At 38.9% G+C, this 25,233-nt stretch carries 19 protein-coding genes and 1 tRNA gene; 12 read left to right on the top strand and 8 right to left on the bottom strand.

Annotation, left to right across the window (positions count from 1 at the left end; all coding sequences use genetic code 11):
• Positions 1-54 precede the first annotated feature (54 nt).
• Entirely contained in the window at positions 55-1,065 is a 1,011-nt protein-coding gene (locus tag ACK1JC_RS00380) for a sulfate ABC transporter substrate-binding protein (protein WP_409509873.1), read from the bottom strand.
• A 388-nt stretch (positions 1,066-1,453) separates the two neighbouring features.
• Here ACK1JC_RS00380 and ACK1JC_RS00375 point away from each other — a divergent pair, with 388 nt between their 5' ends.
• From ACK1JC_RS00375 to ACK1JC_RS00360, 4 genes are all read left to right on the top strand, one after another.
• On the top strand, positions 1,454-1,771 hold the full coding sequence (locus ACK1JC_RS00375; RefSeq protein ID WP_409509872.1) for a DUF4179 domain-containing protein: 318 nt from the start codon (positions 1,454-1,456) through the stop codon (positions 1,769-1,771).
• A 151-nt stretch (positions 1,772-1,922) separates the two neighbouring features.
• A complete protein-coding gene (gene gltX, locus ACK1JC_RS00370) occupies positions 1,923-3,431 on the top strand; it encodes a glutamate--tRNA ligase (protein ID WP_409509871.1) in 1,509 nt (502 codons plus the stop codon).
• Between the two features lie 131 nt (positions 3,432-3,562).
• Positions 3,563-3,638, top strand: a tRNA-Glu gene (locus ACK1JC_RS00365).
• Positions 3,639-3,814: 176 nt separating this feature from the next.
• Positions 3,815-4,156 carry a hypothetical protein gene (locus tag ACK1JC_RS00360; RefSeq protein ID WP_409509870.1) on the top strand — a complete coding sequence of 114 codons (342 nt, stop codon included), beginning with the start codon at positions 3,815-3,817 and terminating at the stop codon, positions 4,154-4,156.
• A 28-nt stretch (positions 4,157-4,184) separates the two neighbouring features.
• Here ACK1JC_RS00360 and ACK1JC_RS00355 read toward each other — a convergent pair whose 3' ends face one another.
• Positions 4,185-5,150 carry a cation diffusion facilitator family transporter gene (locus ACK1JC_RS00355; protein ID WP_409509869.1) on the bottom strand — a complete coding sequence of 322 codons (966 nt, stop codon included), beginning with the start codon at positions 5,148-5,150 and terminating at the stop codon, positions 4,185-4,187.
• 159 nt (positions 5,151-5,309) lie between these two features.
• Here ACK1JC_RS00355 and ACK1JC_RS00350 point away from each other — a divergent pair, with 159 nt between their 5' ends.
• Positions 5,310-6,119: a DUF4198 domain-containing protein gene (locus tag ACK1JC_RS00350; protein ID WP_409509868.1), complete on the top strand. Its 810-nt coding sequence runs from the start codon at positions 5,310-5,312 to the stop codon at positions 6,117-6,119.
• Positions 6,120-6,196: 77 nt separating this feature from the next.
• Here the strand turns inward: ACK1JC_RS00350 and ACK1JC_RS00345 are convergent, their stop codons facing one another.
• From ACK1JC_RS00345 to ACK1JC_RS00330, 4 genes are read right to left on the bottom strand one after another with little or no spacing between them, the layout of a single operon-like run.
• Positions 6,197-9,349, bottom strand: a complete 3,153-nt coding sequence (locus tag ACK1JC_RS00345; protein WP_409510009.1) for an efflux RND transporter permease subunit — start codon at positions 9,347-9,349, stop codon at positions 6,197-6,199.
• A gap of 31 nt (positions 9,350-9,380) precedes the next feature.
• The gene (locus ACK1JC_RS00340) at positions 9,381-10,700 is read right to left on the bottom strand and encodes an efflux RND transporter periplasmic adaptor subunit (RefSeq protein WP_409509867.1); all 1,320 of its coding nucleotides are present in this window, start codon (positions 10,698-10,700) and stop codon (positions 9,381-9,383) included.
• 2 nt (positions 10,701-10,702) lie between these two features.
• Positions 10,703-12,070 (bottom strand): TolC family protein, encoded by a 1,368-nt coding sequence (locus ACK1JC_RS00335; RefSeq protein WP_409509866.1) that lies wholly within the window; start codon positions 12,068-12,070, stop codon positions 10,703-10,705.
• A 57-nt stretch (positions 12,071-12,127) separates the two neighbouring features.
• Positions 12,128-12,565, bottom strand: a complete 438-nt coding sequence (locus tag ACK1JC_RS00330; protein ID WP_409509865.1) for a cation efflux protein, CzcI-like — start codon at positions 12,563-12,565, stop codon at positions 12,128-12,130.
• A gap of 254 nt (positions 12,566-12,819) precedes the next feature.
• On the opposite strand from ACK1JC_RS00330, the gene ACK1JC_RS00325 reads away from it, so the two are divergent.
• Positions 12,820-13,128 carry a hypothetical protein gene (locus ACK1JC_RS00325; RefSeq protein ID WP_409509864.1) on the top strand — a complete coding sequence of 103 codons (309 nt, stop codon included), beginning with the start codon at positions 12,820-12,822 and terminating at the stop codon, positions 13,126-13,128.
• 166 nt (positions 13,129-13,294) lie between these two features.
• Positions 13,295-13,681 carry a tetratricopeptide repeat protein gene (locus ACK1JC_RS00320; protein WP_409509863.1) on the top strand — a complete coding sequence of 129 codons (387 nt, stop codon included), beginning with the start codon at positions 13,295-13,297 and terminating at the stop codon, positions 13,679-13,681.
• Positions 13,682-13,769: 88 nt separating this feature from the next.
• On the opposite strand, the gene ettA is transcribed toward ACK1JC_RS00320, so the two are convergent.
• Positions 13,770-15,431, bottom strand: a complete 1,662-nt coding sequence (gene ettA / locus ACK1JC_RS00315) for an energy-dependent translational throttle protein EttA (protein WP_409509862.1) — start codon at positions 15,429-15,431, stop codon at positions 13,770-13,772.
• Positions 15,432-15,738: 307 nt separating this feature from the next.
• On the opposite strand from ettA, the gene ACK1JC_RS00310 reads away from it, so the two are divergent.
• Together ACK1JC_RS00310 and ACK1JC_RS00305 are read left to right on the top strand one after the other, a co-directional pair.
• The gene (locus tag ACK1JC_RS00310; protein WP_409509861.1) at positions 15,739-17,016 is read left to right on the top strand and encodes an O-acetylhomoserine aminocarboxypropyltransferase/cysteine synthase family protein; all 1,278 of its coding nucleotides are present in this window, start codon (positions 15,739-15,741) and stop codon (positions 17,014-17,016) included.
• Between the two features lie 283 nt (positions 17,017-17,299).
• Positions 17,300-18,187 (top strand): SDR family NAD(P)-dependent oxidoreductase, encoded by an 888-nt coding sequence (locus tag ACK1JC_RS00305; protein WP_409509860.1) that lies wholly within the window; start codon positions 17,300-17,302, stop codon positions 18,185-18,187.
• Between the two features lie 71 nt (positions 18,188-18,258).
• On the opposite strand, the gene ACK1JC_RS00300 is transcribed toward ACK1JC_RS00305, so the two are convergent.
• Positions 18,259-20,625: a Tex family protein gene (locus ACK1JC_RS00300; protein ID WP_409509859.1), complete on the bottom strand. Its 2,367-nt coding sequence runs from the start codon at positions 20,623-20,625 to the stop codon at positions 18,259-18,261.
• Positions 20,626-21,058: 433 nt separating this feature from the next.
• Here ACK1JC_RS00300 and ompR point away from each other — a divergent pair, with 433 nt between their 5' ends.
• From ompR to ACK1JC_RS00285, 3 genes are all read left to right on the top strand, one after another.
• The gene (gene ompR, locus ACK1JC_RS00295) at positions 21,059-21,823 is read left to right on the top strand and encodes a two-component system response regulator OmpR (RefSeq protein WP_409509858.1); all 765 of its coding nucleotides are present in this window, start codon (positions 21,059-21,061) and stop codon (positions 21,821-21,823) included.
• A gap of 108 nt (positions 21,824-21,931) precedes the next feature.
• The gene (locus ACK1JC_RS00290) at positions 21,932-23,392 is read left to right on the top strand and encodes an ATP-binding protein (RefSeq protein ID WP_409509857.1); all 1,461 of its coding nucleotides are present in this window, start codon (positions 21,932-21,934) and stop codon (positions 23,390-23,392) included.
• Positions 23,393-23,597: 205 nt separating this feature from the next.
• The gene (locus tag ACK1JC_RS00285) at positions 23,598-25,118 is read left to right on the top strand and encodes an acetyl-CoA hydrolase/transferase family protein (protein ID WP_409509856.1); all 1,521 of its coding nucleotides are present in this window, start codon (positions 23,598-23,600) and stop codon (positions 25,116-25,118) included.
• The last annotated feature ends 115 nt before the right edge of the window (positions 25,119-25,233 follow it).

Genomic DNA, 25,233 nt, shown 5'->3' with positions numbered 1-25,233 from the left:
ACTTTACTTTCATGCACAATTTTACGATTATTTTTTAAAAGAATAATCTACAGATCATTTCTCTGCTGAAATTTGATCATAAATCGCTCCATTTACAAAATGTGTTTTTTGCGCTTTTGCCCAACCACCAAATACATCATTGATGGTAAAAAGTTTGATCTTTGGAAATTTTCCTGCATATTTTGCTGCAGCCTGAGCATTACGTGGACGGAAATTATATTTTGCTGCCAAATCCTGCCCAACAGGTGAATACAAATAGTTTAAATAGCCTTTAGCAAGATTACGATTCCCATCTTTATCGACATTTTTATCGACAATTGCCACCGATGGTTCAGCTAAAATTGAAATAGAGGGATAAATAATCTGATATTTATCTTTATCAGGTCCTGATGTTGCCAATAATGCTTCATTTTCCCAAGACAGTAAAACATCGCCAATGCCACGCTCAGCAAAAGTCGTGAGAGACCCTCGCGCACCTGAATCTAACACTTTGACATTTTTATACAGCTTTTTCACCAATTCACGAGCCTTCGCATCATTACCACCTGGTTGTTTTAATGCATAACCCCATGCTGACAAGTAAATCCAACGTGGTGCACCACCTGTTTTCGGATTTGGGGTAATGATTTCAACACCTGGTTTAACCAAATCACTCCAATCTTTAATGCCTTTGGGGTTACCTTTTCGTACTAAGAATACAATAGTCGATGTATAAGGTGCTGAGTTGTTTGGAAACTCTTTTTCCCAACCTTTTTGAATTAAGCCCGCATTGACAATTTCATCAATATCATTAGCAAGTGCAAGAGTCACTACATCTGCTTGTAAACCATCAACCACAGAACGCGCTTGCTTTCCTGAGCCACCATGTGATTGTTTAAAATCAATATCTTGTCCTGTCTTGGTCTTCCAAAACTTACCAAAATTTTCATTATATTCCTGATAAAATTCACGGGTTGGATCATAGGAAACATTCAGAAACTCTTTGGCAGCATAACTTGCTGTACTACCAAATACTCCCCCAAAGCTAACAAGTGTGACGAGACTGTTTAATACTAATTTTTTCATTGCGCATCTACTATTGGTATCATTTTTAACCACTATATTTTTATCATCTCGTTTCTACAATCCTTCGGTTATATGTATATTTTTATAATAAATCACATTTTGTCATATTTAATCGCTTGAAATTCACTCAGAAATAAATGAGAATAACTTTCATTAAGAATATTCCATAAATAGATCACAAACGAAATTAGCTCTTCATGCTGTCTACACAGTTATTTGTTAAAACAGCGTGGTGAGAAACGTAAAAATGGATAGCTATTTTTATTACTTTTCGTAAAAAATGTGAACTAATTTATATTTTTTGTTATCAAATGTATTATAGTTAGTATATAATCTTGATATCCATCCAGATTATAAGAAAATACCAACCAATAGGGGATGATTGGATATGAAAACTCAATTACACAAAATAGCAATACTCGGGCTTTTTTTAGGATTTACTGCACAAATGGGGCATAGCGCTGCCATTAAAGATACACATAGAGCAATTACATCAAGCGTGGTGATTGAACGTCAATCTCCTATTGAAAAAGCTTTACTGCAACAAAAGCAACAAAAGCGTAGCGAACAAAAATTAATCACTGAAACAGATGAATTAAAAGTACTAACTTCACTTAAGTCCGCACCTACACAGAATTTTTTTGCTGAACAACACCAACGTTTTTCACGTTTTGTGCAAGCATTTTTCCAACCGCATAACTCTTAAAATAGTAATTGTAGTCATTTAAGACTACTGACTAAATTCACTTCCCCAAAGAGAATTAACTTGCTCAATCGTTTATTGGTGAATTAGCCCTTAAGCGATTGGGCTTTTTCGTTATAATAGTATCAATTTATAGTTTGAATAATAGCTTACCATGACCGTTCGTACTCGTATTGCTCCCTCTCCTACAGGTTTCCCCCATGTAGGTACAGCTTATATCGCCTTGTTTAACTTATGTTTTGCTAAACAACATGGCGGTGAATTTATTTTACGTATTGAAGATACTGACCAAGTTCGCTCCACTCCTGAATCTGAAAAAATGATTTTAGACTCATTACGTTGGTTAGGTCTAAATTGGTCTGAAGGTCCAGATATTGGCGGACCTCATGCACCTTATCGTCAATCTGAACGTATGGGTATTTATAAGCAATATGCACTTGAGTTGGTTGAAAAAGGTCATGCCTTTTATGCCTTTGAAACGGCTGAAGAATTAGATCAAATGCGCGCAGATCAACAAGCACGTGGTGAATCACCTCGTTATGACGGTCGTGCATTAAACTTATCTGCTGAAGAAGTACAAACTCGCCTTGCAGCAGGTGAAGCGCATGTGATTCGAATGAAAATTCCAACTGAAGGTATTTGTCGCTTTCCAGACATGCTTCGTGGTGAAATTGAAATTCCATGGACACAAGTGGATATGCAAGTGCTGTTAAAAACAGATGGCTTGCCGACTTATCATTTAGCGAACGTGGTTGATGACCACTTAATGGAAATTACTCATGTAATTCGTGGTGAAGAATGGATTCCATCTGCACCAAAACATCAATTACTTTACCAATATTTTGGTTGGGACATGCCAACACTGTGCCATATGCCTTTGTTGCGTAATCCTGATAAATCAAAATTATCTAAACGTAAAAATCCGACATCCATCAACTACTACAAAGATATTGGTGTACTTCCTGAAGCATTATTGAATTATTTGGGTCGTATGGGTTGGTCAATGCCTGATGAACGTGAAAAATTCAGCCTTGCAGAAATGGTTGAACACTTCGACATTAAACGTGTATCACTTGGTGGTCCAATCTTTGATGTTGAAAAACTCAATTGGCTCAATGGTCAATGGATTAAAGGTTTAACACCAGGTCAATTACTCGATACGTTATTGACTTGGAAAGCAGATCGTAAATTACTTGAAGATATAGCAGCTGCAATTCAACCGCGTATTAACTTATTGTCTGAAGCTGTGAATTGGGCAGGTTTCTACTTCAATCAATTCCCAACTTTATCTAAAGAACAATTTGAAAGTAAAAAATTGTCAGAAGAACAAGTTCGTCAAAGTTTACAGTTTGCTATTTGGCGTCTAGAAAGCATGTTTACATGGAACAATGACACTGTAAGCCAAACTTTAATGGATTTGGCAACACAAATGGAAATTAAACTACGTGATTTCATGCCGACATTCTTTATTGCCATTGCAGGTTCAACATCCTCGACCCCTGTTATGCAGTCAATGGTGACGATTGGACCTGATTTGACCTTTGCTCGTTTACGCCATGCGCTTGAAATTGTTGGTGGCCCGAGTAAAAAAGAAACAAAAGTATGGGAAAAACTCAATGAAAGCTTAAAACTGCCGAAAAATGATGCAGTTGATAACACTTAATTGAATTTAATGTTGACGTATAGGCGCTATGCCCCTAATATAGCGCCCATACAGAGACTAGGTTAAAAACTTAGTTGGTAAGATCCTACGATGACATTGTTAATGTAAATTTTACTGCTGTTGCCTCGATTGTCCCTATCGTCTAGAGGCCTAGGACATCGCCCTTTCACGGCGGTAACCGGGGTTCGAATCCCCGTAGGGACGCCATATTTAAGATGGCTTTGTTTGAAGTTATCTTCGTAAAAAACCCAAGCATTATGACTTGGGTTTTTTATTGCCTATTTTTCACGATATCTTTATTTATACCTATAAAATCAGCACGCTTTTTACATTCGCCAATATTCCGATTAAAATAACACTCAGATTAAATCTGTGGAGTCCTCATGCAATACCAATGCCCTAAATGCCAGAGCCGAAAAATTCTTCCAGTTGCAAGTGCCAATGAACCTGCAGTACGCCCTGTCGTGCCGAAAAGCTTGGTATTCCTTATCCCATTAATTTTCATTTTATTACTTTTAGTTGTTATTAGCATTTTTATGATGATTTTTGGTAATGGTGCAGGTCAAACACTCCAAATTGCAACTGTGGTTATTTTTATTGCCTCAGCCATTGCCGGAATTTTATTTTGGCGTGATCTTCCTGATTTTAAAATTTCAATGCAATCTTTCATGCAAGCCAATAAAGAGTGGAAATGCCGTGATTGCAATCATCAATGGAAAGTTTAACCCTTAATCTTATAAATAGAAAACAGCATCAATGTTGATGCTGTTTTACAGAATTTGAATGTTCATGTGACTCATGATCGTCATTCACTGACTGTTCACTATGTAAATGTGGGGCACACTCATCGTCTTCAATCTGTAAAGTCATTTCAGTAATCCCATGTTGATGACTGAGTATTTCCATTGCATCTTGATACAACTGGTTGCGATCTACTTGTGGTGCCAATAAATGTACCGTCAAATGTACATTTTTTGAAGTAATTGCCCAAACTTTCAGTTGATGAATACTCTCCACACCTTTTAAAGCCAATAAATCATTACGCAATTTCTCAATATCAATTTCTTCAGGTACACCCTCTAACAAAATATTGATACTTTGTTTTAACAAAACCCAAGTTCTTGGTAAAACCCAAAAACCAATCAATACTGCAATAACAGTATCGACCCACATCCAACCCGTGAAATAAATAACTGTAGCACCGATAATAACGCCAACAGAACCAACTGCATCACTCAATACTTCAAGATAAGCCCCTTTTACATTCAGGCTTTCTTGCGAACTTGAAAATAAAATTTTCATAGAAATTAGGTTAATAATCAAACCAATTACCGCAACAATCATCATACCAAGACTTTGAATTTCAGGTGGATGACTAAAACGCTGATACGCTTCATACAGAATATAAATCGCAACAACAAAGAGCATCATGGCATTAAACAATGCCGCTAAAATTTCAAAACGCTGGTAACCAAAAGTGCGCTTATCATCGGCAGGCAATTTACCAATTTTAATCGCAACCAAAGCAATCGCCAAAGCCGCAGCATCAGTAAACATATGTGCTGCATCGGACAACAATGCTAAACTTTGTGTCATAAAACCCGCAATCACTTCAATGACTAAGAAGGTCGTCGTTAACACTAAAGCAAAGGTTAATTTTTTTGCATTTCCTTCTGTTACAATAGCATGACTATGATCATGACCTGCATGATTACCCATTTTTCACCTCTTTTTATTGCTTTGATCTGATGGGCTAATGATTAACTCAACCACAGATACTAATGATAATTATTATCAAATAATAAAATTCTCATATATACTTCATCCATTTTAAGACCAACGCTTTAAACTATAACCTTACATTAGGATTCAAAACCGATGAAAAAATATATCCTTTCTACTTTATTTTCCAGCTTAGCAACAACATTAACATATGCACATGAACCTTATGTTGCTCCTCTAAGCTATATCACGTCAAATACTCAAATTCCTGTGATTAGTGCCTATGCTGAGCAAGCACTTCAACCAGAATATGCATTAAAACAACCTACATTTAATATCATTCAACCTGATCAAAGCAAAATCAGCATTCCATCTGAAAGCGATTTAAAATCTGTAAGTTTGATTGATTTACCGCTCCCGCAAAAAGGTACGTATCAAATTTCAAGTAAAGTATCTTTCCCTTTAAAATACGTACAGCACAATAAAGAATGGAAAACCTTTTTTGATATGCCCGCAGATAAAGCAAAAGATATTAAAGAGCGTGATTACATTATTCCTTCTGACTTCAAAAAATCACCTACTCCTATAGAAATCACACGTGAATGGTCAATTCAGAGCTATGTTTCTAAAGAAGAAATATCACCTCTACAAAGTACAATTGATGCACCTATTCAAGTTGAGTTCAAAACCCATCCAAATAACATTAACGCACAACAACCCATTCAAATAACAATTAAAAAATCTGGTCAAGCACTAAAAAATCCCGAGCTTGTTGTACGAGCGCAGGGACAAGAAGAGGATGATGCAACACACGTTACTGTTGATACAAATGGCCTAGCGACTTTAAATTTCCCACATGCAGGTCAGTATCTTGTTGAAGTCAGTGAGAAATTCAATAAAACAGCTAAACCAACCAATCAGTACTACACCATTATTAGCTTAGGTGTTCAACCTGCAACGAAATAAAGAAAAATTCTTTGTTTAAACCTCGCTCTTTCATAGGAAAAAGCGAGGTTCTTATTTTGAATACACGTTTTTAATGTTTAGGATTTAAGAATATCAACTTTCTCTTTCCACTCATTCATCCAACGGTAAATTACAGGTAAAATGAGCAAGGTCAGTAAAGTGGATGATACAATTCCGCCAATAACCACAGTTGCAAGTGGACGCTGCACTTCTGCACCCGTTCCTGTCGCCAATGCCATTGGAATAAAACCAAGCGATGCGACACAAGCTGTCATCAATACAGGACGTAAGCGCAGAATTGCACCCTGCCATGTTGCCTGCACAACATCGAATTGCTGACGCAATTCTTTAATAAACGTAAGCATCACCAAGCCATTTAACACAGCGACACCAGACAGTGCAATAAAACCAATACCAGCCGACATCGACAATGGAATATCACGCAACCACAACGCAACAAGTCCACCGCACAGCGCAAAAGGTACACCTGTGAATACAAGCAAACTTTCTTTCACATTGTGAAAAACTGCCATCAGTAGAATAAAAATGGTGATCAGCGCCAACGGAACAACCAACTGCATTCGAGCTTTGGCAGATGTTAGGTTTTCAAATTGCCCACCATAATCCAACCAATAGCCTGATGGCATTTCTTGTTTAGAGAGTGTGCTTTGCAGTTCCTTCACAAAAGAACCTAAATCCCGTCCTTCAACATTGACAGTCACAATCACACGGCGTTTACCATCTTCTCGACTGACCTGATTGATGCCCAGAATATTCTCAACTTTTGCCACATCTTGCAGTTGAATCAAACCACCATTCGGAATTTGTATCGGCAATGTTGCTAAATGTTCAGGTGTGCGCTGTGCATCATCTAAACGAATGACAAAATCAAAACGTCGATCGCCTTGTAAAATCTGCCCGACATTTTGACCACCTACACTCGTTGCAACCAAGTCCTGAACGGCTTTTACCGACAAACCGTATTGGGCAGTTGCAGCTTTATTCACTTCAATATTCAGCAATGGTAAACCCGAAGTTTGTTCCACATTGACTGCCGTGGCACCTGAAATACTTTTTATTTTCTGTGCAATTAAATTGGCTTGCTGATTTAGCACCTCCATGTCATCACCAAAAATTTTCACACCTACATCACTGCGTACACCTGAGATTAACTCATTAAAACGTAGTTCAATCGGTTGAGAAAATTCGCTGTTATTGCCAGGTAAAGTCGCCAAAAATGCAATCATACGTTGACGCAATTCATCCAAAGTTTCCTTTGGATTTTTCCATTGATCACGTGGTTTCAGTAACAATACTGCATCGGAAATATTCGGTGGCATTACATCGGTTGCGACTTCTGCTGTACCTGTACGAGCAAAGATCGCTTTAATTTCAGGAAATTCTTTCAACAACAGCTTTTCAGTATTTTCCTGCATACGTAAAGACTGCTCTAAGCCTGTACTTGGTGAGCGCATTTGCTGTACTGCAAAATCACCTTCACTGAGTTGCGGGGCAAACTCACTACCAATTTGTGTCGCTAGCATGCCTGTTAAACACAAAATACACAGCGCAATCGTGACTACGAACATTTTAAATTCATAAGCCCAATTCAAAAGCGCTTCATATTTTTGCTTTAGCCACAGCATCCAACGACTTTCAGTTTCTTTAACTTCACCATTAACAAATAAAGCTACTGCTGCAGGGACAAAAGTCACCGATAGAATAATTGCCCCCACCAAAGCCAAGACCACAGTCATTGCCATTGGATGGAAGAGTTTAGCTTCTACACCTGACAATGCAAAAATTGGTAGATAGACGACAAGAATGATCAATTGACCAAAAATAAGCGGACGACGTGCTTGCTTAGCGGCTAGAAAAACTTCTTTAAAACGCTCAGAACGATTAAGCAAGCGCCCTTTGGCATGCTGTGCTTCTGCAAGCCTGCGGATGCAGTTTTCCACAATCACCACTGCACCATCGACAATGATGCCGAAGTCGAGCGCACCTAAGCTCATCAAGTTAGCACTAATTCTTTGCTCCGCCATTCCTGCCAATGTAAATAACATTGATAACGGAATCACGCAGGCTACAATTAAAGCAGCACGGAAATTACCAAGGAATAAAAACAAAATCACAATAACCAGAATCGCCCCTTCTACAAGGTTTTTCTGCACAGTAGTAATCGCGCGTTCAACCAGATCTGTACGGTCATACACGGTTTCTATCACAATGCCTTTGGGCAAAGATTGCTGGACTTCTTTCACTTTGGCATCGACTGCCTTGGCAACTGTTCGGCTATTCTCGCCCATCATCATCATGGCAATGCCAAGTACAGTTTCTTCACCGTTATAGGTTGCACCACCTGTACGCAAATCATGACCAATGGACACAGTAGCTACATCTGCCACCCGAATTGGATAGCCATTTTTATTACTTACATTTACATTTTGAATATCTTCAATACTGTTTAATGTACCTGGTACACGAACCGTCAACTGCTGACCATTGGTTTCAATAAAGCCTGCACCACGGTTTTCATTATTTTCCATAAGTGCAATTTGTAGATCTGACAATGGAATTTGTAACTGTTGCAAGCGATTTAAATCGGGCGTTACCACATAGGTTTTATTAAAACCACCAATAGAGTTAACCTCTGCAACACCTGCGACACGTTGTAACTGCGGACGTACAATCCAGTCCTGAATTTCACGTAAATCCATCGCTGTATAAGGTGTGCCATCAGGCTTTTTCGCATTCGGCTCTGCTTTAATCACCCATTGATAAATCTCACCTAAACCTGTCGATACAGGTGACATAGTTGGTGCAATACTTTCGGGCAACTCGGCTTGCGCTTCTTGCAAACGCTGATTAATCTGCTGTCTTGCCCAGTAAATATCCGTACCATCTTTAAAAATAATGGTGACTTGTGATAAACCATAACGAGAAATAGATCGGGTCTGCTCAAGTTTTGGTAAACCTGCCATCGCATTTTCAATCGGGTAGGTGATGCGTTGTTCAACTTCAAGCGACGTAAAGCCTGTGGCTTGCGTGTTAATTTGCACCTGCGTATTGGTAATGTCAGGCACAGCATCAATCGGTAATTTCTGATAACCATAGATACCCACACCAATCCAAGCGATAATAAACAGCATCACCCAAATCGCGTTTTTAATGGAAAATTGAATCAACCGATCGAACAATCCGTCAGGTTTTGGCAATGCTGAAGCCATATCTATATCTAATTTAGAATCAGAAGAATCATTAATGCTCATGACTCGCTTCTCCTTTTTCCAATTCAGATTTCAGCAAGAAACTGCCCTGCCCTGCATATTGCAGACCTTGCGTTAACCCTGACTCAATTTCAATCCATTGACCATCACCTGAGATTTGTCCCAAAACAACAGCCTGCGGGGTAAATTCAATTTTTTTGTCGTGTTCATGCGCCACGAAAACTGCATCTTTACCTTCAATTTTCTGTACCGCACTTTTCAACACACGCAGTGCCTGAGTTGAGCCATTTTGTTGTAATTGAACATTCACCATCAAATTTGGACGCAGTTCAGAGGCATTGGATAAAACTTTGGCACGAATCTGTAAACGACCTGTTTGAGCATCTGCTTCACTGTTTAAACTTTGAATTTGAGCTTTGAAAATATTGCCTGTTTGCAAAGATTTAAATTCAATTTGCTGATTGGGAGCAATCGCTGAAAATTCAGCACTTGGCGCAATAAATTCAAGCCATAACTGATCGAGTTGATCAATAATAAAGAGCTGATCTGCCAACTGAACATTTTCACCAATCACTAAATCTTTTTTACTGATCACACCTGAAATGGGTGCAGTCAATACATAACGTCCATTTGAACCTAAAGATGCACCAAAAGCAGAAAGGCGTGATTTAATCGCTTGCACCTGAATTTGTGCTTGTTGATAAGCGTTATAAGCACGTTGATAATCTTGTTTCGCAGAAATTCCCTGTGACCACAATTGACGCTCACGTTCATAATCTTGCTTCGCCAATTGCAGATTAGACTGTGCAATTTGTAAATTAGACTGCTGATCAACCAAATCAGGTACGAGCAATGTTGCCAAAGCCTGACCTTTTTTTACCTGCTGACCAAGCTCCACACTGACTGATTGCACATGACCACTAAATGCAGGTGACACATGCGCTTGACGATCCGTATTGACCATTAATTTTGCAGGATAAGAAGCTGATTTTGTGACTGCACCTAATTCTACTTTAGCAAGCTGTACACCTTGTTCAGCCATTTGCTGAGCCGTTAAACTAATGGCTTCGCCGTGACCTTCTCCTTGTTCGCCTTCCTCATGTGCATGCTCGCTCTCTTTATGCACCTGTTCCCCATCACCTTCTTTATGCGCATGTCCTTCTTCTGCATGAGCTTCCGACTCACCATGCCCATGCTCATCGGTTTCAGCAGATTTATTTTTTCCAACAATAAACAATCCAAACGCAAGCAATGCTGTAACCACTAAAGCAATTCCAATTAATAGCTTTTGGGAAACTTTTCCTTGTTGATTCTGATTTTGAATATTCATTTTATCTTTTTGATTCAACATGATTAATTTCCCCCACCCACAACAGGTAATGCCTGTGTGTCCTGCCATAAACTTTGATTGAGCTGAGCAATTGCATCTTTTGCCATCACCTGACTTGGCTCAATTCCTAAACTCAGACTTTCTGCCTCAATTGCACGTTGCCAACCATCTTTAAGCAATTGCACCTTACGCAAACGCACATCCTGTAACTGCAAAGTCGCCTGTTGCACATCAGTCACAGCGAATTTTCCTGCACTAAATCCCATCAATGTTTTACGCTGTACTTGTGTCGCTAAAGGAATTTGAGATTGATCCACCGCATTGAATTGCACCTCCAAACCTTGCAATTCCGTCAATAAAGTTCCCACTTGCAAGGCATTTTGTTTCAGATAAAATTCCTGCTGTTTTGCCAATAAATCCTGTTTAGCTTGTGCAATTTCTACACCATACTGCTGACGATTAAAAATATTCAGAGGAATAGAAACCCCAACCACAAATGCATTTTCTGTCGAGGTTTCAAAGGATTTTGCTCTATTTACCCCTACATTTACAGTTGGATTCGGGCGTGCAGAAGCTTTCAACTGATCTACTGTTGCTTTTGATTCGAGCACCTGTAACTGACGAAATTTTTCCATCAGATTTTCAGACAAATATTGCTGAACTTGCTTATGCGTAGATGATGGCCACAAAGCCTGTGGGCTCAAACCGATCCGAATATTTTTATCTGACTCACCCCAAACATTGGACAATTGTTGAGTTGCAACTTGTACTTGCAAATCTGCTTGGCGATAAAGTCGTACATTTTCTGCATGGCTAAGTTTGGCACGATCTACATCGACCTGTGCCACACTTCCTGCCTGATAACGCTTTTGAATGGCATTAAAATTATCTTCGCTGACATTCAACTGTTCACGAATAATATTTTTCTCCAATTCAAAAATCGCTAATTGCGACCATAAATATTTAACCGCCAGCTCAAGTTGAGCCCAATATATTTTTTGCTTCAATGACATTTGATCTTGGGCGATATATGCTAATTTCTGAGCCGATTTCCGCTCACCAAATACATCTAAGCGCTGAGAAATACCAATTTCTAGCTCTCTGTCTTGATCTGAATCGAAACCTGTTTGCGTTATGGATAACTCAGGATTTATCCACAGTTTTGACTGTTTTATATTTGCAGTTGCAATATGTTGCTGAGTTTCCCACAGCTCTTGAGTCTGCTGATACTGCTCAGCTTTGCTGATGGCTTGTGCTAAATTCAGTGTTGAATTTGGTGTTTCAGCCCAAGTCGTGGCTGACATTAAGGCAAGAATAATTCCAGCATATAAAGCACTCTTGCGCTTCAATGATGATAATGAACCCGTTGCATTGGGTTTTCTGTTAGACATGTTGATGCCCCACTAAAATGAATGTTTAGTGGTGGGCTCTTTTTCGGCTACCCCACCTTATAGCGGGGATGATACGGGCGGAGGATTAGGTAGAATTAAATGTGGCGACTGATACAAATTATGCCAATCCATAAATGCAGATTCAGGATGTATTATAAATTTTGGTTGCTCAGATTGTTTTTGAACATCTTTAACAATGAAATGTGCAAATGAAGGTAAATGATCACTATGATCGTCACTTAAATGGTTCAAAAAATCACTTTGTTGTAAATGATCAACTTGTACTAAAGAATGATTATATTCGCTAGATTCAATGGCATGTTGTTGTTGATCTTGCCTACAATGTAAAGCAACATGGTGACCAAAATGCGTAGAAACAAGCTGATTTGAAGAGATTGTACTTTCATGACCACAAAAAGCTGCCGCCACATTCCATAAACTTTGAAACATGAACAAACTTAATAAGACGGTCATCAAAATACCAGAACGCTTCACATATCGACCCAAAAATTACATCTTGCTAATATAACAAAAGATGTCTTGTTATAAAATTACACTGCCATTTTTATGATGCTGATCACAACAATATTAAAATAAACTTACATATTCAAAAAACATACAAAATAATATTGACACGTTACATTTAATGATTTGCAAACTTTTAAAAACACGCTAAATTAGTTATATCTAATCAGTTTTTAGATTAGTCCTCACTTTTACTTTGTTAACGGATTAACAAGGAGGTTTATATGTTGACACATCTTTTAAGACGTTTGAAGCATGATGCCAAAGAGGAATTATATGCTCCACTTTCGCATTCAATTGAGGAACACACGGATCAAGCAACCCGTAATACGATGTGGTTTTACTTACGAGAAGCACTTCGTGGCGATCAAGAAGCTCAATATCAAATAGGTCGAAGCTATTTAAATGGTGAACTTGGACTAGACCGTAGTTTTTCGCATGCGGAAAAATGGCTTGATCAAGCTGCTCATCAAGGACACATTGCTGCAAAACATGAGCTAGAGAAAGCCTACAATAGTCTAGTATTTTCATAACCCCATCCTATTCTAAACATATTGAATTTATTTATTTTAAAACCTGTCTATAGACAGGTTTTATTTGATTGACAGCTTATTTTTTATTCGATATCTTGCTTTAAATGAATAAGTTAATACAAAAACAATATGACAAGTATCACACTTCTGAAAGGAATACAGAACTATGAACTTTTTCAGAACCATTATTCAAATGAAAATAAAGTTTCTTTCATCCTTTATTCATCAATATTCGTCTGAACACTCTTCTCAGTCTGATGCTTACCTAGACTATTTAAAAGCACGGCGCTTTGAGTTTAGAGCCATGTATCAAGCCCGAGATACTATAGATCCTTTTTATAATTTGAATGAACGCAATGCAATGTGGTATTTCTTACATTCAGCATCCGAGGGCTATAGCTCTGCGCAGTTTAAACTTGGGCAATGCTATTTAACAGGGCAGTTAGGACTTCAAAGCAATCCACAAAAAGCGCAACAATGGCTTGTACTTGCAGCTGATCAAGGGCATTTAGAAGCTAAAAACACTTTATTACGCATCGCTATTACCTCTTAACCAGAGAATTAATGACTAAAGTTATATTTTTCAATCAGCTATAAAAAAACCAGCCCGAAAGCTGGTTTTTTGTTTTTAAAATTAGGGATTAACCACCAATTTTACGATATTTTTGACGCTTAGCTACAAGATCATCACCATCGCGTTTACGACGGTATTCTTCGAACTCAGTATAGTTACCGTCGAAGAATTCTGGTGTTTGGCCTTCAAATGACAATATATGCGTTGCAATACGGTCTAGGAACCAACGGTCATGCGAGATCACCATTACAGTACCTGGGAATACTAAAATTGCATCCTCAAGTGCACGTAAAGTTTCGATGTCCAAGTCATTCGATGGTTCATCGAGTAAGATCACGTTTGCACCCAATTGTAGGATTTTCGCAAGTTGTAAACGGTTACGCTCACCACCTGACAATTGACCTACGCGTTTTTGCTGATCTTGACCTTTAAAGTTAAAGCGACCGATATATGCACGAGATGCAATTTCATATTCGCCAATCTTTAAGATGTCTAAACCTCCAGAAACTTCTTCCCAAACAGTTTTATCATTATCCAATGTGTCACGAATCTGACCCACATACGCAACTTTAACCGATTCACCAAGTACTACCGTACCTGTATCTGGTTGTAGCTCGCCTGTCATCATACGGAATAAGGTAGTTTTACCTGCACCGTTCTCACCTACAATACCGACAATCGCTGTTGGTGGTACTGTGAAGGTCAAATCTTTATACAACGTACGGCCATCAAATGATTTACTGATGCCTTGAACTTCTACAACCTTGTTGCCTAGACGTGGGCCAGGTGGAATGTAGATTTCAGAGGTTTCATTACGTTGTTGGAACTCACGTGAGTTAAGTTCTTCAAAACGCTCCATACGCGCTTTGTTTTTCTTTTGCTGACCTTTCGCATTTGAACGAACCCATTCAAGTTCTTTTTTCAATGCTTTAGCAAAAGATTCTTCTTGTTTGTTCTCTTGTTCTAAGCGGGCATTTTTCTGCTCTAACCAAGAAGAATAGTTCCCTTGATATGGAATACCCATGCCACGGTCAAGCTCAAGAATCCATTCAGCAACGTTGTCTAAGAAATAACGGTCATGCGTAATTGCAACGATTGTGCCTGCAAAATCTTTCAAGAAACGTTCTAACCAAGCAACAGATGAAGCATCTAAATGGTTCGTCGGTTCGTCAAGAAGTAACATGTCAGGTTTAGATAACAATAAACGACATAATGCTACACGGCGGCGTTCACCACCTGAAAGCAACGATACATCTGCATCCCAAGCTGGAAGGTTCAAGGCTGCAGCCGCTTGATCCATTTGGTTGCCAAGATTATGTGCATCCCAAGCATGGATAATTGCTTCTAACTTTTCTTGCTCTTTTGCAAGTTTGTCAAAGTCAGCATCTTCAGAAGCATATTCTGCGAAAACTTCATCCAAACGTGCCAAAGCATCTAATGGTTCGCGTAAACCATCTTCCACGTTACCACGAACGTCTTTAGTGTCGTCTAAAGGTGGTTCTTGCTCAAGGTAGCCAATTTTGATGCCCGGTTGAGCACGTGCTTCACCAGAGAAATCTTTGTCTACGCCAGCCATAATACGGAGTAAGGTAGATTTACCTGCACCGTTTAAACCAAGTACACCAATTTTCGCACCTGGAAAGAATGATAAAGAGATGTCTTTTAAGATTTCGCGCTTAGGCGGAACCATTTTCGACACACGGTTCATCGTGTAAATATACTGGGCCACGTAGGACTCCTCTATAAAAAAAGCAACATTCACCTAAACGTGAATATTCAGTGAACAATAATTTGGGGCATTATACGATGAAAGCATTAAAAAAATAAGGCATTGCTGAAATCTTCAATCAGTTGTTACAACTCTCTGTATGCTGCATTTTATTCCTCCACATCCCTTACGCTATTTAATTGGGAGTTCACTCAAAAATTTCAACCATATATTTAAATAAGATATTTATTTCCATAAATATGCACTTTTACATATATAAAAAACTGCTAGACTGTCGAAATAAACGACAATACTCGATGATGGAATCATGACATATAAAGATGAAACATTAGCCATTCATGCAGGCTATGAACCTGAAGCAACCACTAAAGCCGTTGCAGTACCTATTTACCAAACAACTTCTTATGCTTTTGATAATACACAACATGGTGCCGATCTTTTTGATTTAAAAGTTCAGGGGAATATTTACACTCGAATCATGAATCCAACCACAGCCGTACTTGAGCAACGTCTTAGCGCACTAGAAGGTGGTATTGGTGCTTTAGCTTTGGCTTCAGGTATGTCTGCGATCACCTATTCAATTCAGACCATTGCTGAAGCGGGTGACAATATTGCTTCTGTTTCAACATTATATGGTGGAACATATAACTTATTTGCCCACACACTACCTAAACAAGGTATTGAAGTTCGTTTCTTTGATTATCAACAGCCTGAAAGTTTACGTAGCTTAATTGATGAAAAAACCAAATTAGTTTTTGTTGAATCAATCGGTAATCCACTTGGTAATATTATTGACCTTGAAGCGATTGCAAAAATTGCGCATGAATATGGTATACCTGTGATTGTCGATAATACTGTTGCCACCCCTGCTTTACTCAAACCTTTTGAACATGGCGCAGACATTGTGGTGCATTCTTTAACTAAATATATTGGCGGTCATGGTAATTCAATTGGTGGCGCAATTGTCGATAGCGGTAAGTTCCCTTGGGGTAAGTATCCTGAGCGTTTCAAAGTCTTGAATACGCCTGATCCAAGTTATCATGGCGTGAACTATGTAGAAGCTTTAGGCGAAGCGGCTTACATCGCTCGTGCACGTGTTGTACCACTAAGAAATACAGGTGCTGCAATCAGCCCATTGAGTGTATTTTTAATTTTACAGGGTTTAGAAACTTTAAATTTACGTATGGAACGCCACACTGAAAATGCACAAAAAGTCGCTGAATATCTGAAAACCCACACAAAAGTCAAATGGGTAAACTATGCGGGTTTAAAAGATCATCCACAACATGCTTTGGCTCAAAAATATGTGAAAGGTAAACCTTCAGCAATTTTATCTTTCGGTGTACAAGATGGACTTGAAGGTGGGACACGTTTTATTGATGCACTGCAATTATTCACTCGTTTGGTCAATATTGGCGATGCAAAAAGCTTAGCATGTCACCCAGCAACGACGACACATCGTCAGCTCAATGAAGAGGAATTAAAAGCTGCAGGCGTGAGTATTGATATGGTTCGTCTTTCTATTGGTATCGAACATATTGATGATTTAATTGCAGATCTAGAACAAGCATTATCTAAGGTTTAATCAAAAAAAACATATAAAAGCCTATCTTTGTGTAGGCTTTTTTAATTTAAACTTGACCTGAGCTTAAATAACAGTAAAAATCACTTTATATCATTTAGCCAACATTATAAAATAGAGCAATTACTCTAAAATAATTTTAAAATTCATATACTTATATGCTAGTATTTTTTTTATTTTCCGTTATTATTGCCGCACTAAAATGCCTAACTTTTAGACAACTTGCATCTATCTCAATAACGATGCATGCTTATATTTATTCATTTCAATCGTCAGGGAAACGGTTATGAATCAAAAATTAGAACAACTTTTTCAACAAAAAGTTCAGGGTAAAATTGCGCTAATCACAGGCGCATCAAGTGGTATTGGTTTAACCGTTGCAAAACGTTTAGCAGCAGCGGGTGCTCATGTACTGCTCGTGTCACGCACAGAAGAAACACTAAAAGAAGTCCAAGCTGAAATTCAAGCAGATGGCGGTCAAGCCTCAGTTTTTCCATGTGATTTAAATGACATGAATTCAATTGATGATGTGTCTAAACAAATTTTAGCCTCAGTCGATCATATTGATATTCTCATTAATAATGCAGGACGCTCAATCCGCCGTGCCGTACATGAGTCAGTTGACCGTTTTCATGACTTTGAACGCACCATGCAGCTGAATTATTTCGGTGCAGTTCGCCTTGTATTAAATATTTTGCCACAAATGATGCATCGTAAAGATGGGCAAATCATCAATATCAGCTCGATTGGTGTCTTGGCAAATGCAACTCGCTTCTCTGCTTATGTTGCATCGAAAGCAGCGTTAGATGCGTTTAGTCGTTGTTTATCTGCTGAAGTTCATTCACATAAAATTTCGATTACTTCTGTGTATATGCCTTTAGTTCGTACACCCATGATTGCACCGACTAAAATGTATAAATATGTCCCTACACTTTCACCAGAGCAAGCAGCCGACTTAGTAGCTTATGCGATTGTGAAACGTCCGAAAAAAGTGGCGACGCATTTAGGTCGTTTGGCTTCAATTACTTATTCAATTGCCCCAGAGATTAATAATAAATTGATGTCGATTGGCTTTAACTTGTTCCCAAGCTCAAGTGCATCTGTAGGTAAACAAGATAAATTAAACTTGGTACAACGTGCTTACGCTCGATTGTTCCCTGGCGAACATTGGTAAGATTCTTCTCACCAGTTCGATCTAAATAAAAAACCGCCTTTCGGCGGTTTTTTATTTAGAGGTATTAAAAATTACTTTGAACCCTTAATCCCTGCTTGTAATAACAATGCACCTAAACCACCAATTTTAGCTTCTTGTGGTTTAGTAGACTGTGGTTTCTTCGCTTGTTGTGGACGATCCCCCTGCGGACGAGTCTGTTGAGGACGTTTCGCTTGTGGTTTACGTTCACCACGTTGTTCAGTATTGGCTTGAGCTTCACGACGTGGCTGACGTGGTGCTTTTACAGGTGCTTCCGAACCTTCAGGACGCATCGACAAATTCACACGATTACGTTCAACATCTACGGCCAATACACGTACTTGAACAATTTGACCTGGTTTTGCCACTTTATGTGGATCAGATACAAATTCATTGGCAAGTTCAGAAATATGCACTAAACCATCTTGATGCACACCCACATCTACAAATGCACCAAAATTGGTGACATTGGTAATCACGCCTTCTAATTGCATACCTTCAGTAAGCTGTGATACTTGTGTGATGTCATCACGGAATTTTGCTGTACGGAATTCAGGACGTGGATCACGACCCGGTTTTTCCAATTCAGACAAGACATCTTTAATCGTTGGTAAACCAAATACATCATCAACAAATACTTCCGCATCAACCTGATGAATAATTTCAGTATTACCAATAATGTCTTTTACCGTTGTTGCTTTGGCTTCAACAATTTTATTCACTAAGCCGTAAGACTCAGGATGTACTGCAGATGCATCAAGCGGCTCTGAACCATCCTGAATACGTAAAAAACCTGCTGCTTGTTCAAATGTACGTTCGCCTAAACGAGGGACATTTTTCAACGCTTGACGGTTGTCAAAACGACCATTTTCTTTACGGAAGTCAACAATTTGTTGCGCAATTGATTTATTCAGACCTGCGATATAACCCAAAATAGCCGCTGATGCTGTATTCACATCCACACCAACCGAGTTCACACAGTCTTCAACCACTGCTTCAAGCGTTTTTGCTAAACCTGTTTGATTGACATCATGTTGATATTGACCCACACCAATAGATTTAGGATCAATTTTCACAAGTTCCGCCAATGGATCTTGTAAACGACGAGCAATAGATACAGCACCACGAATAGATACATCTAAATCTGGGAGTTCATTTGAAGCCAATTCTGATGCTGAATACACCGATGCACCTGCTTCAGATACTGAAACACGCGTCATCGTCAAATCAGGATGTGCAGCCATCATTTCAGCCACAACCGCTTCAGTTTCACGACTTGCTGTGCCATTGCCAATCGCAATCAAATCAACATTGAATTCACGGCAAAGACGTGCTAACTCAGCAATTGAACCTGCTTTATCTTCTTTCGGTGCAAATGGATAAATCGTACTGTGTGCAAGTACATCACCCGAATTTGAAACGACTGCAAGTTTAACACCTGTACGAATACCAGGGTCTACACCGAGTGTTGTACGTGCGCCAGCAGGTGCAGAAAGTAATAAATGACGTAAGTTTTCTGCAAAAACATTCATCGCTTCCGTTTCTGCACTTAGACGTTTTTCAGTTAACAATGAATGTTCAATCGTTGGACGAACTTTGCCCAACCAGAACAATTTTGCTGTTTGTTTTAAGAAATCTTGACGTGCTTGTGGCTGAACAGTTTCTAAATCATATTCAGTTTCAATACGTGTCAGTGGTGCAGCATCCTCACCATCTACTTTTAATCCCAAGACATTTTCTTGGCGACCACGAAGCATCGCAAGTAAACGATGTGAAGGTACTTTGTTAAAATTTTCAGAGAAATCGAAGTAATCACGGAATTTTTTACCAACTTCTTTTTTCTCTTCACTTGCAACCAAACTTTTAAGCGTCGCTGTTTTTGCAAACATCGCTTTGAGTTCTGTCGTCAAGCCAATATTTTGAGCCCAATCATCAATAATAATATGTTGAATGGCATCAAGCTGGCTTTCAAGATCAGCATAATTTTCATGGCTAAAACTTGCCAATGCTTCAGCTGGATCAATTTGTTCTGCAATGATTTTTTCAGCGATTGGCCCTAAGCCCGCTTCTTTTGCTTTAAATGATTTACTGGTACGTTTTGGACGGTACGGTGCGTAAATTTCTTCTAATGCATTTTTAGTTTCTGCCCCGTTCACACGAGCAAGTAAATCATCTGATAATTTATTTTGTTCTTTCAGTGATTCAAGGACTTTCTCACGACGTTCAAATAAATCACGTAAATAAACAAGTCGTGTATCGAGTTGGCGTAATTGGATATCGTCTAGGCCTTGCGTTACTTCTTTGCGGTAACGTGCAATGAATGGAACACTAGAGCCTTCATCAATCAGTTTAATTGCAGCTTCTACTTGGTTGGGACGTACGGCAAGTTCACTTGCCAACTGCTGAACTAAGTCAGTCATCGTGTTTAATTCCACAAGGATAAGGACTAAAAGTTAGTGATTATAAAGACCAAGACTATAAAATCCACACTTGTTTTTCAAATTGCGAAAGAAAAAAACTATAAAAGGAGAATTTTCAATAATTTTACCTATGCAATCAGTCATTTCTATCATATTGCTAAACACTGATTTTACATAGAAAAGCATCAATTTTATTCCGTTCAAGATACTTTTAACTTATTCAATATAAAGCATAAAATCATATTCTTAAAAACAACGTTATTTTGTTGAATCATAGTGAATGACTTAAAATCTTCTGAGATGTTGTTTTTTGGTTTAAAAACACCCTTTAAATTGTAATTTTGAGCAAATTGATACATAGTCTTAACAAGAACTTAGGCATTATACTGAGACTAACGAATATCTATAATTTACAACATTTAGGAAGTGCATCATGAGTTTAGTTGTACCAGCTGAAAAGACAGATGTCGTACAAGGTGAAACGGATCGTGTCGAACGCATTTTAGTGGTCGATGATGATGTGCGCTTACGTACCCTGCTACAGCGTTTTTTAGAAGATAAAGGCTTTGTGGTCAAAACTGCCCACGATGCAACTCAAATGGATCGCTTGTTACAACGTGAATTATTTTCGCTCATTGTGCTCGACTTTATGCTTCCTGTTGAAGATGGCTTGAGTATTTGCCGACGTTTACGTTCTTCAAATATTGATACGCCTATTATCATGCTCACTGCGCGTGGTAGTGACTCTGACCGTATTGCAGGTTTAGAGGCAGGTGCAGATGATTACTTACCAAAACCATTCAACCCTAATGAGTTGTTAGCACGTATTCGTGCAGTACTGCGTCGCCAAGTGCGTGAAGTTCCAGGTGCACCAAGCCAAAATGTTGAAGTGGTTTCATTTGGTCCTTGGTCACTTGATTTATCTACACGGACACTAACACGTGAAGGTCAAGTTGTGACTTTAACCACAGGTGAATTTGCTGTTCTTAAAGCCTTAGTACAACATCCTCGTGAACCATTGACACGTGATAAGTTAATGAATCTTGCACGTGGTCGTGAATGGGGTGCAATGGAGCGCTCTATTGATGTACAAGTTTCACGCTTACGCCGTTTGATTGAAGAAAACCCTGCTCGTGCGCGTTATATTCAAACGGTTTGGGGTGTTGGTTATGTATTCGTTCCAGATGGTGCTGAATAATCAATTTATTAAAATAAGCCTATTTTTATAGGCTTATTTTATTTGCATTATCCAATGTTAATATCTGTATAAATACCAATAATCTATTTTATATCTCGGGATAACGCTGTGAAATTAGAGCCCATTGATCCTCAAAAATTTACTGAATTCGCTGCATATTCTGAAAAAAAACGCACAGCTTCAGAGCGTTTTCTCGACAAAATCAAGCCACGTTCAGCAGCAATGCGAACAACGGTATTGGTTTTATTTGTAGTATTTTTCAGTTTATTTATGTCTTTTTGGTTCTTTTGGAAAACTCTATATTTACCAGAGATTCAACAACATGCTCGCTTTTTAGCAGTTGAATTAGAAATGGTCAATAACCCTCGCCTACAGATTTATCATGATGAACAACAGCTTGATACAGATGAATGGCTCAAACAGCGTGTCGGTGTTGAATATGTTACTGATCCAGCAGAATTTCCCAACGTTAAAGATAAACTGATTGCCGACTTTTTTACGAGTCGCATTGAGCATCAGCTTGCAACAGAACTAAATATCAAAGATGTGACGGTCTATTTCCAATTTAAACCGAGTCCGCGCATTTGGGTACAAACCCCTGAAATGAATGGTAATTGGGTGCGTGAACCGCTCAAAACTTATGCGAACTATAGCCCTGAACTTATTTTAGCTTGGTTATTGGGAATTCCTCTGATCTCTGCTGCCATTATTTTAACTTTAGTCCGCCAATTGAATCGCCCATTGCACCGATTACAAAATGCAGCCAATAGCTATAGTAAAACAGGCAAAGCGCCCTATCTTGAAACCAATCATGGACCTCAAGAAATTCGAGAGGTAAATCATGCCTTTAATCAAATGATTTATACGCTAGAACAAACTGAGCGTGACCGCCAAATTATGCTCGCAGGCATTTCTCACGATTTACGTACTCCATTGACCCGCGTTCGCCTGAGTGCTGAAATGATGCCTGATGATGACTTTTTAAAAGAAGGTCTGATTTATGATGTCGATGATATGGATGCAATTTTGAATCAATTTATCTCTTATATGCGAGATGGTTCGGATGAAGAAATTCAAGACACCGATATCAACAACATGCTGCAAGAGCTTGTTATTCAGTTTAAGCCCCTTGATGTACGTTATACACCGCAATCTCTACCCATCATCCAAGCTCGCTCGTTGTCGCTTAAACGCATGATTGGTAACTTAATTAACAATGCCAAACGCTATGGTGCTGAGCCCATTAACCTAAGTGCTTTAGTTGAAAATGATCATATTAAAATTAGTGTTTCAGATCATGGCGAAGGTATTCCGGAAGACCAAATTAGTGATTTAATGCAACCCTTTGTTCGTGGTAATGCCGCTAGAACAGTACAAGGAAGCGGTTTAGGTCTTGCCATTGTGAAGCGAATTGTCGATTTACACCAAGGTGAATTATATATTCACAATCGACCTGAAGGTGGACTTGAAGCAATTATTTCATTACCGCTTCGACAAGAAACTGAGCAGGAAGATGTGCCACAGAATGCAATTCAAAAAATTAAACAAACACTTAGCGATCATTTTTGATGGTCGTTCAATAAAGCAACACCCAGTATCGTTTAATTATCAAACAGGCACTATTATTTCATTTAAAAATAGCAACTTAAAACACATCACCAATATTTATACCTACATTTATTGAAAAAATTAGACCTTAGCATTAGAGGCATGCACAATTCAGTTTGATGGCGGTACAATCCGTCTAGTTTTGAACAAGAATTGAGCGTAAACCATGTCTTTAGATCGTATTCGTTTAGCATCACTCCACAATAAAGTGATGAGCGCAGAGCAAGCAGCTACCTTTATCCAAGATGGCATGACTGTTGGTATGAGTGGTTTTACTCGTGCAGGTGAAGCAAAAGCAGTGCCTTTGGCACTTGTTGCTCAAGCACAAGAGAATCCTTTAAAAATCACATTAATTACAGGCGCAAGTCTAGGTAATGATCTAGATAAAAAACTGACTGAAGCAGGTGTTTTAGCACGCCGTTTACCGTTCCAAGTAGACAATACTTTACGTAAAGCCATCAACAAAGGCGAAGTGATGTTCATCGATCAGCATTTGTCTGAAACTGTTGAACAAATGCGTAACCTTCAGTTGAAAAAACCTGATGTTGCAATCATTGAAGCTGTTGCAATCACTGAAGATGGTGGCATCATTCCAACGACTTCTGTAGGTAACTCAGCAAGTTTTGCAATTTTCGCTGAAAAAGTGATTATTGAAATCAACACCAACCTAAGCCCTGCATTCGAAGGCTTACACGATATTTACATCCCAACGTATCGTCCAACACGTCAACCAATTCCGTTGACTCAAGTGGATGAGCGTATTGGTACACCTGCAATCAACATTGACCCATCTAAAATCGTGGGTATCGTGATTAATAGTGAACTCCATGACTCTCCATCTACTGTGACTGAACCTGATGATGAGACTCAAGGCATTGCAAACCACCTGATCGCTTTTCTTGAAAAAGAAGTGGCTGAAGACCGCTTACCGCCAAACCTAGGCCCATTACAAGCAGGTATTGGTTCGATTGCGAATGCAGTACTCACAGGTCTTAAAGATTCTAAATTTGAAGACTTAGTGATGTATTCTGAAGTTCTTCAAGACTGTACTTTTGAATTGATCGATGCGGGTAAAATGAAATTCGCTTCGGGTTCTTCTATTACGCTTTCTGCTAAATATGGCGAAAAAGTATTTAATAACCTTGAGCAATACAAAGACAAACTTGTATTACGCCCACAAGAAATTTCAAACCATCCTGAATTGGTTCGTCGTTTAGGTATTATTGGTATCAACACTGCGCTTGAGTTCGATATTTACGGCAACGTAAACTCTACTCACGTGTGTGGTACGAAAATGATGAACGGTATTGGTGGTTCAGGTGACTTTGCACGTAATGCACACCTTGCAATTTTTGTGACTAAATCAATTGCAAAAGGTGGCGACATTTCTTCTGTTGTGCCATTTGCATCTCACATTGACCATGCTGAACATGATGTTGATATTCTTGTAACTGAACAAGGTCTTGCTGATTTACGTGGTCTTGCACCGCGTGAACGTGCTCGTGCTGTCATCGACAACTGTGCTCATCCAATGTACCGTGATGCATTAAATGATTACTTCGATCGTGCATGTGAAAAAGGTGGTCAAACGCCTCACATTCTTCGTGAAGCACTTTCTTGGCACTCTAACTTCGAAGAAACAGGTCATATGTTGACTGCTCAAACTCAAGAGAAAAAATCTGCATAAGATTTTGGTATTGATTGAGAAATAAAGAACGCCCGAAAGGGCGTTTTTTACGTCCTTTCGAAGCGTGCTCATCAGCTTTTCCAAAGGAGTGAGATCTAACCATTCACATTCTCTA

This window comes from Acinetobacter sp. TY2 (assembly GCF_046269225.1).
In the GTDB taxonomy this organism is placed as follows: Bacteria; Pseudomonadota; Gammaproteobacteria; order Pseudomonadales; family Moraxellaceae; genus Acinetobacter.
Note: the sequence above shows the minus strand (reverse complement) of the source record. Positions and strands in the feature narration are given on the sequence as shown.

Bases quoted from the DNA above. Each gene is read 5' to 3' on its own strand.
- ompR (WP_409509858.1), top strand. From the start codon at position 21,059: ATGAGTTTAGTTGTACCAGCTGAAAAGACAGATGTCGTACAAGGTGAA.
- ACK1JC_RS00380 (WP_409509873.1), bottom strand. From the start codon at position 1,065: ATGAAAAAATTAGTATTAAACAGTCTCGTCACACTTGTTAGCTTTGGG.
- ACK1JC_RS00340 (WP_409509867.1), bottom strand. From the start codon at position 10,700: ATGTTGAATCAAAAAGATAAAATGAATATTCAAAATCAGAATCAACAA.
- ACK1JC_RS00350 (WP_409509868.1), top strand. From the start codon at position 5,310: ATGAAAAAATATATCCTTTCTACTTTATTTTCCAGCTTAGCAACAACA.
- ACK1JC_RS00375 (WP_409509872.1), top strand. From the start codon at position 1,454: ATGAAAACTCAATTACACAAAATAGCAATACTCGGGCTTTTTTTAGGA.
- ACK1JC_RS00305 (WP_409509860.1), top strand. From the start codon at position 17,300: ATGAATCAAAAATTAGAACAACTTTTTCAACAAAAAGTTCAGGGTAAA.
- ACK1JC_RS00325 (WP_409509864.1), top strand. From the start codon at position 12,820: ATGTTGACACATCTTTTAAGACGTTTGAAGCATGATGCCAAAGAGGAA.
- ACK1JC_RS00320 (WP_409509863.1), top strand. From the start codon at position 13,295: ATGAACTTTTTCAGAACCATTATTCAAATGAAAATAAAGTTTCTTTCA.
- ACK1JC_RS00310 (WP_409509861.1), top strand. From the start codon at position 15,739: ATGACATATAAAGATGAAACATTAGCCATTCATGCAGGCTATGAACCT.
- ACK1JC_RS00355 (WP_409509869.1), bottom strand. From the start codon at position 5,150: ATGGGTAATCATGCAGGTCATGATCATAGTCATGCTATTGTAACAGAA.
- ACK1JC_RS00300 (WP_409509859.1), bottom strand. From the start codon at position 20,625: ATGACTGACTTAGTTCAGCAGTTGGCAAGTGAACTTGCCGTACGTCCC.
- ACK1JC_RS00335 (WP_409509866.1), bottom strand. From the start codon at position 12,070: ATGTCTAACAGAAAACCCAATGCAACGGGTTCATTATCATCATTGAAG.
- ACK1JC_RS00285 (WP_409509856.1), top strand. From the start codon at position 23,598: ATGTCTTTAGATCGTATTCGTTTAGCATCACTCCACAATAAAGTGATG.
- ACK1JC_RS00345 (WP_409510009.1), bottom strand. From the start codon at position 9,349: ATGGCTTCAGCATTGCCAAAACCTGACGGATTGTTCGATCGGTTGATT.
- gltX (WP_409509871.1), top strand. From the start codon at position 1,923: ATGACCGTTCGTACTCGTATTGCTCCCTCTCCTACAGGTTTCCCCCAT.
- ACK1JC_RS00360 (WP_409509870.1), top strand. From the start codon at position 3,815: ATGCAATACCAATGCCCTAAATGCCAGAGCCGAAAAATTCTTCCAGTT.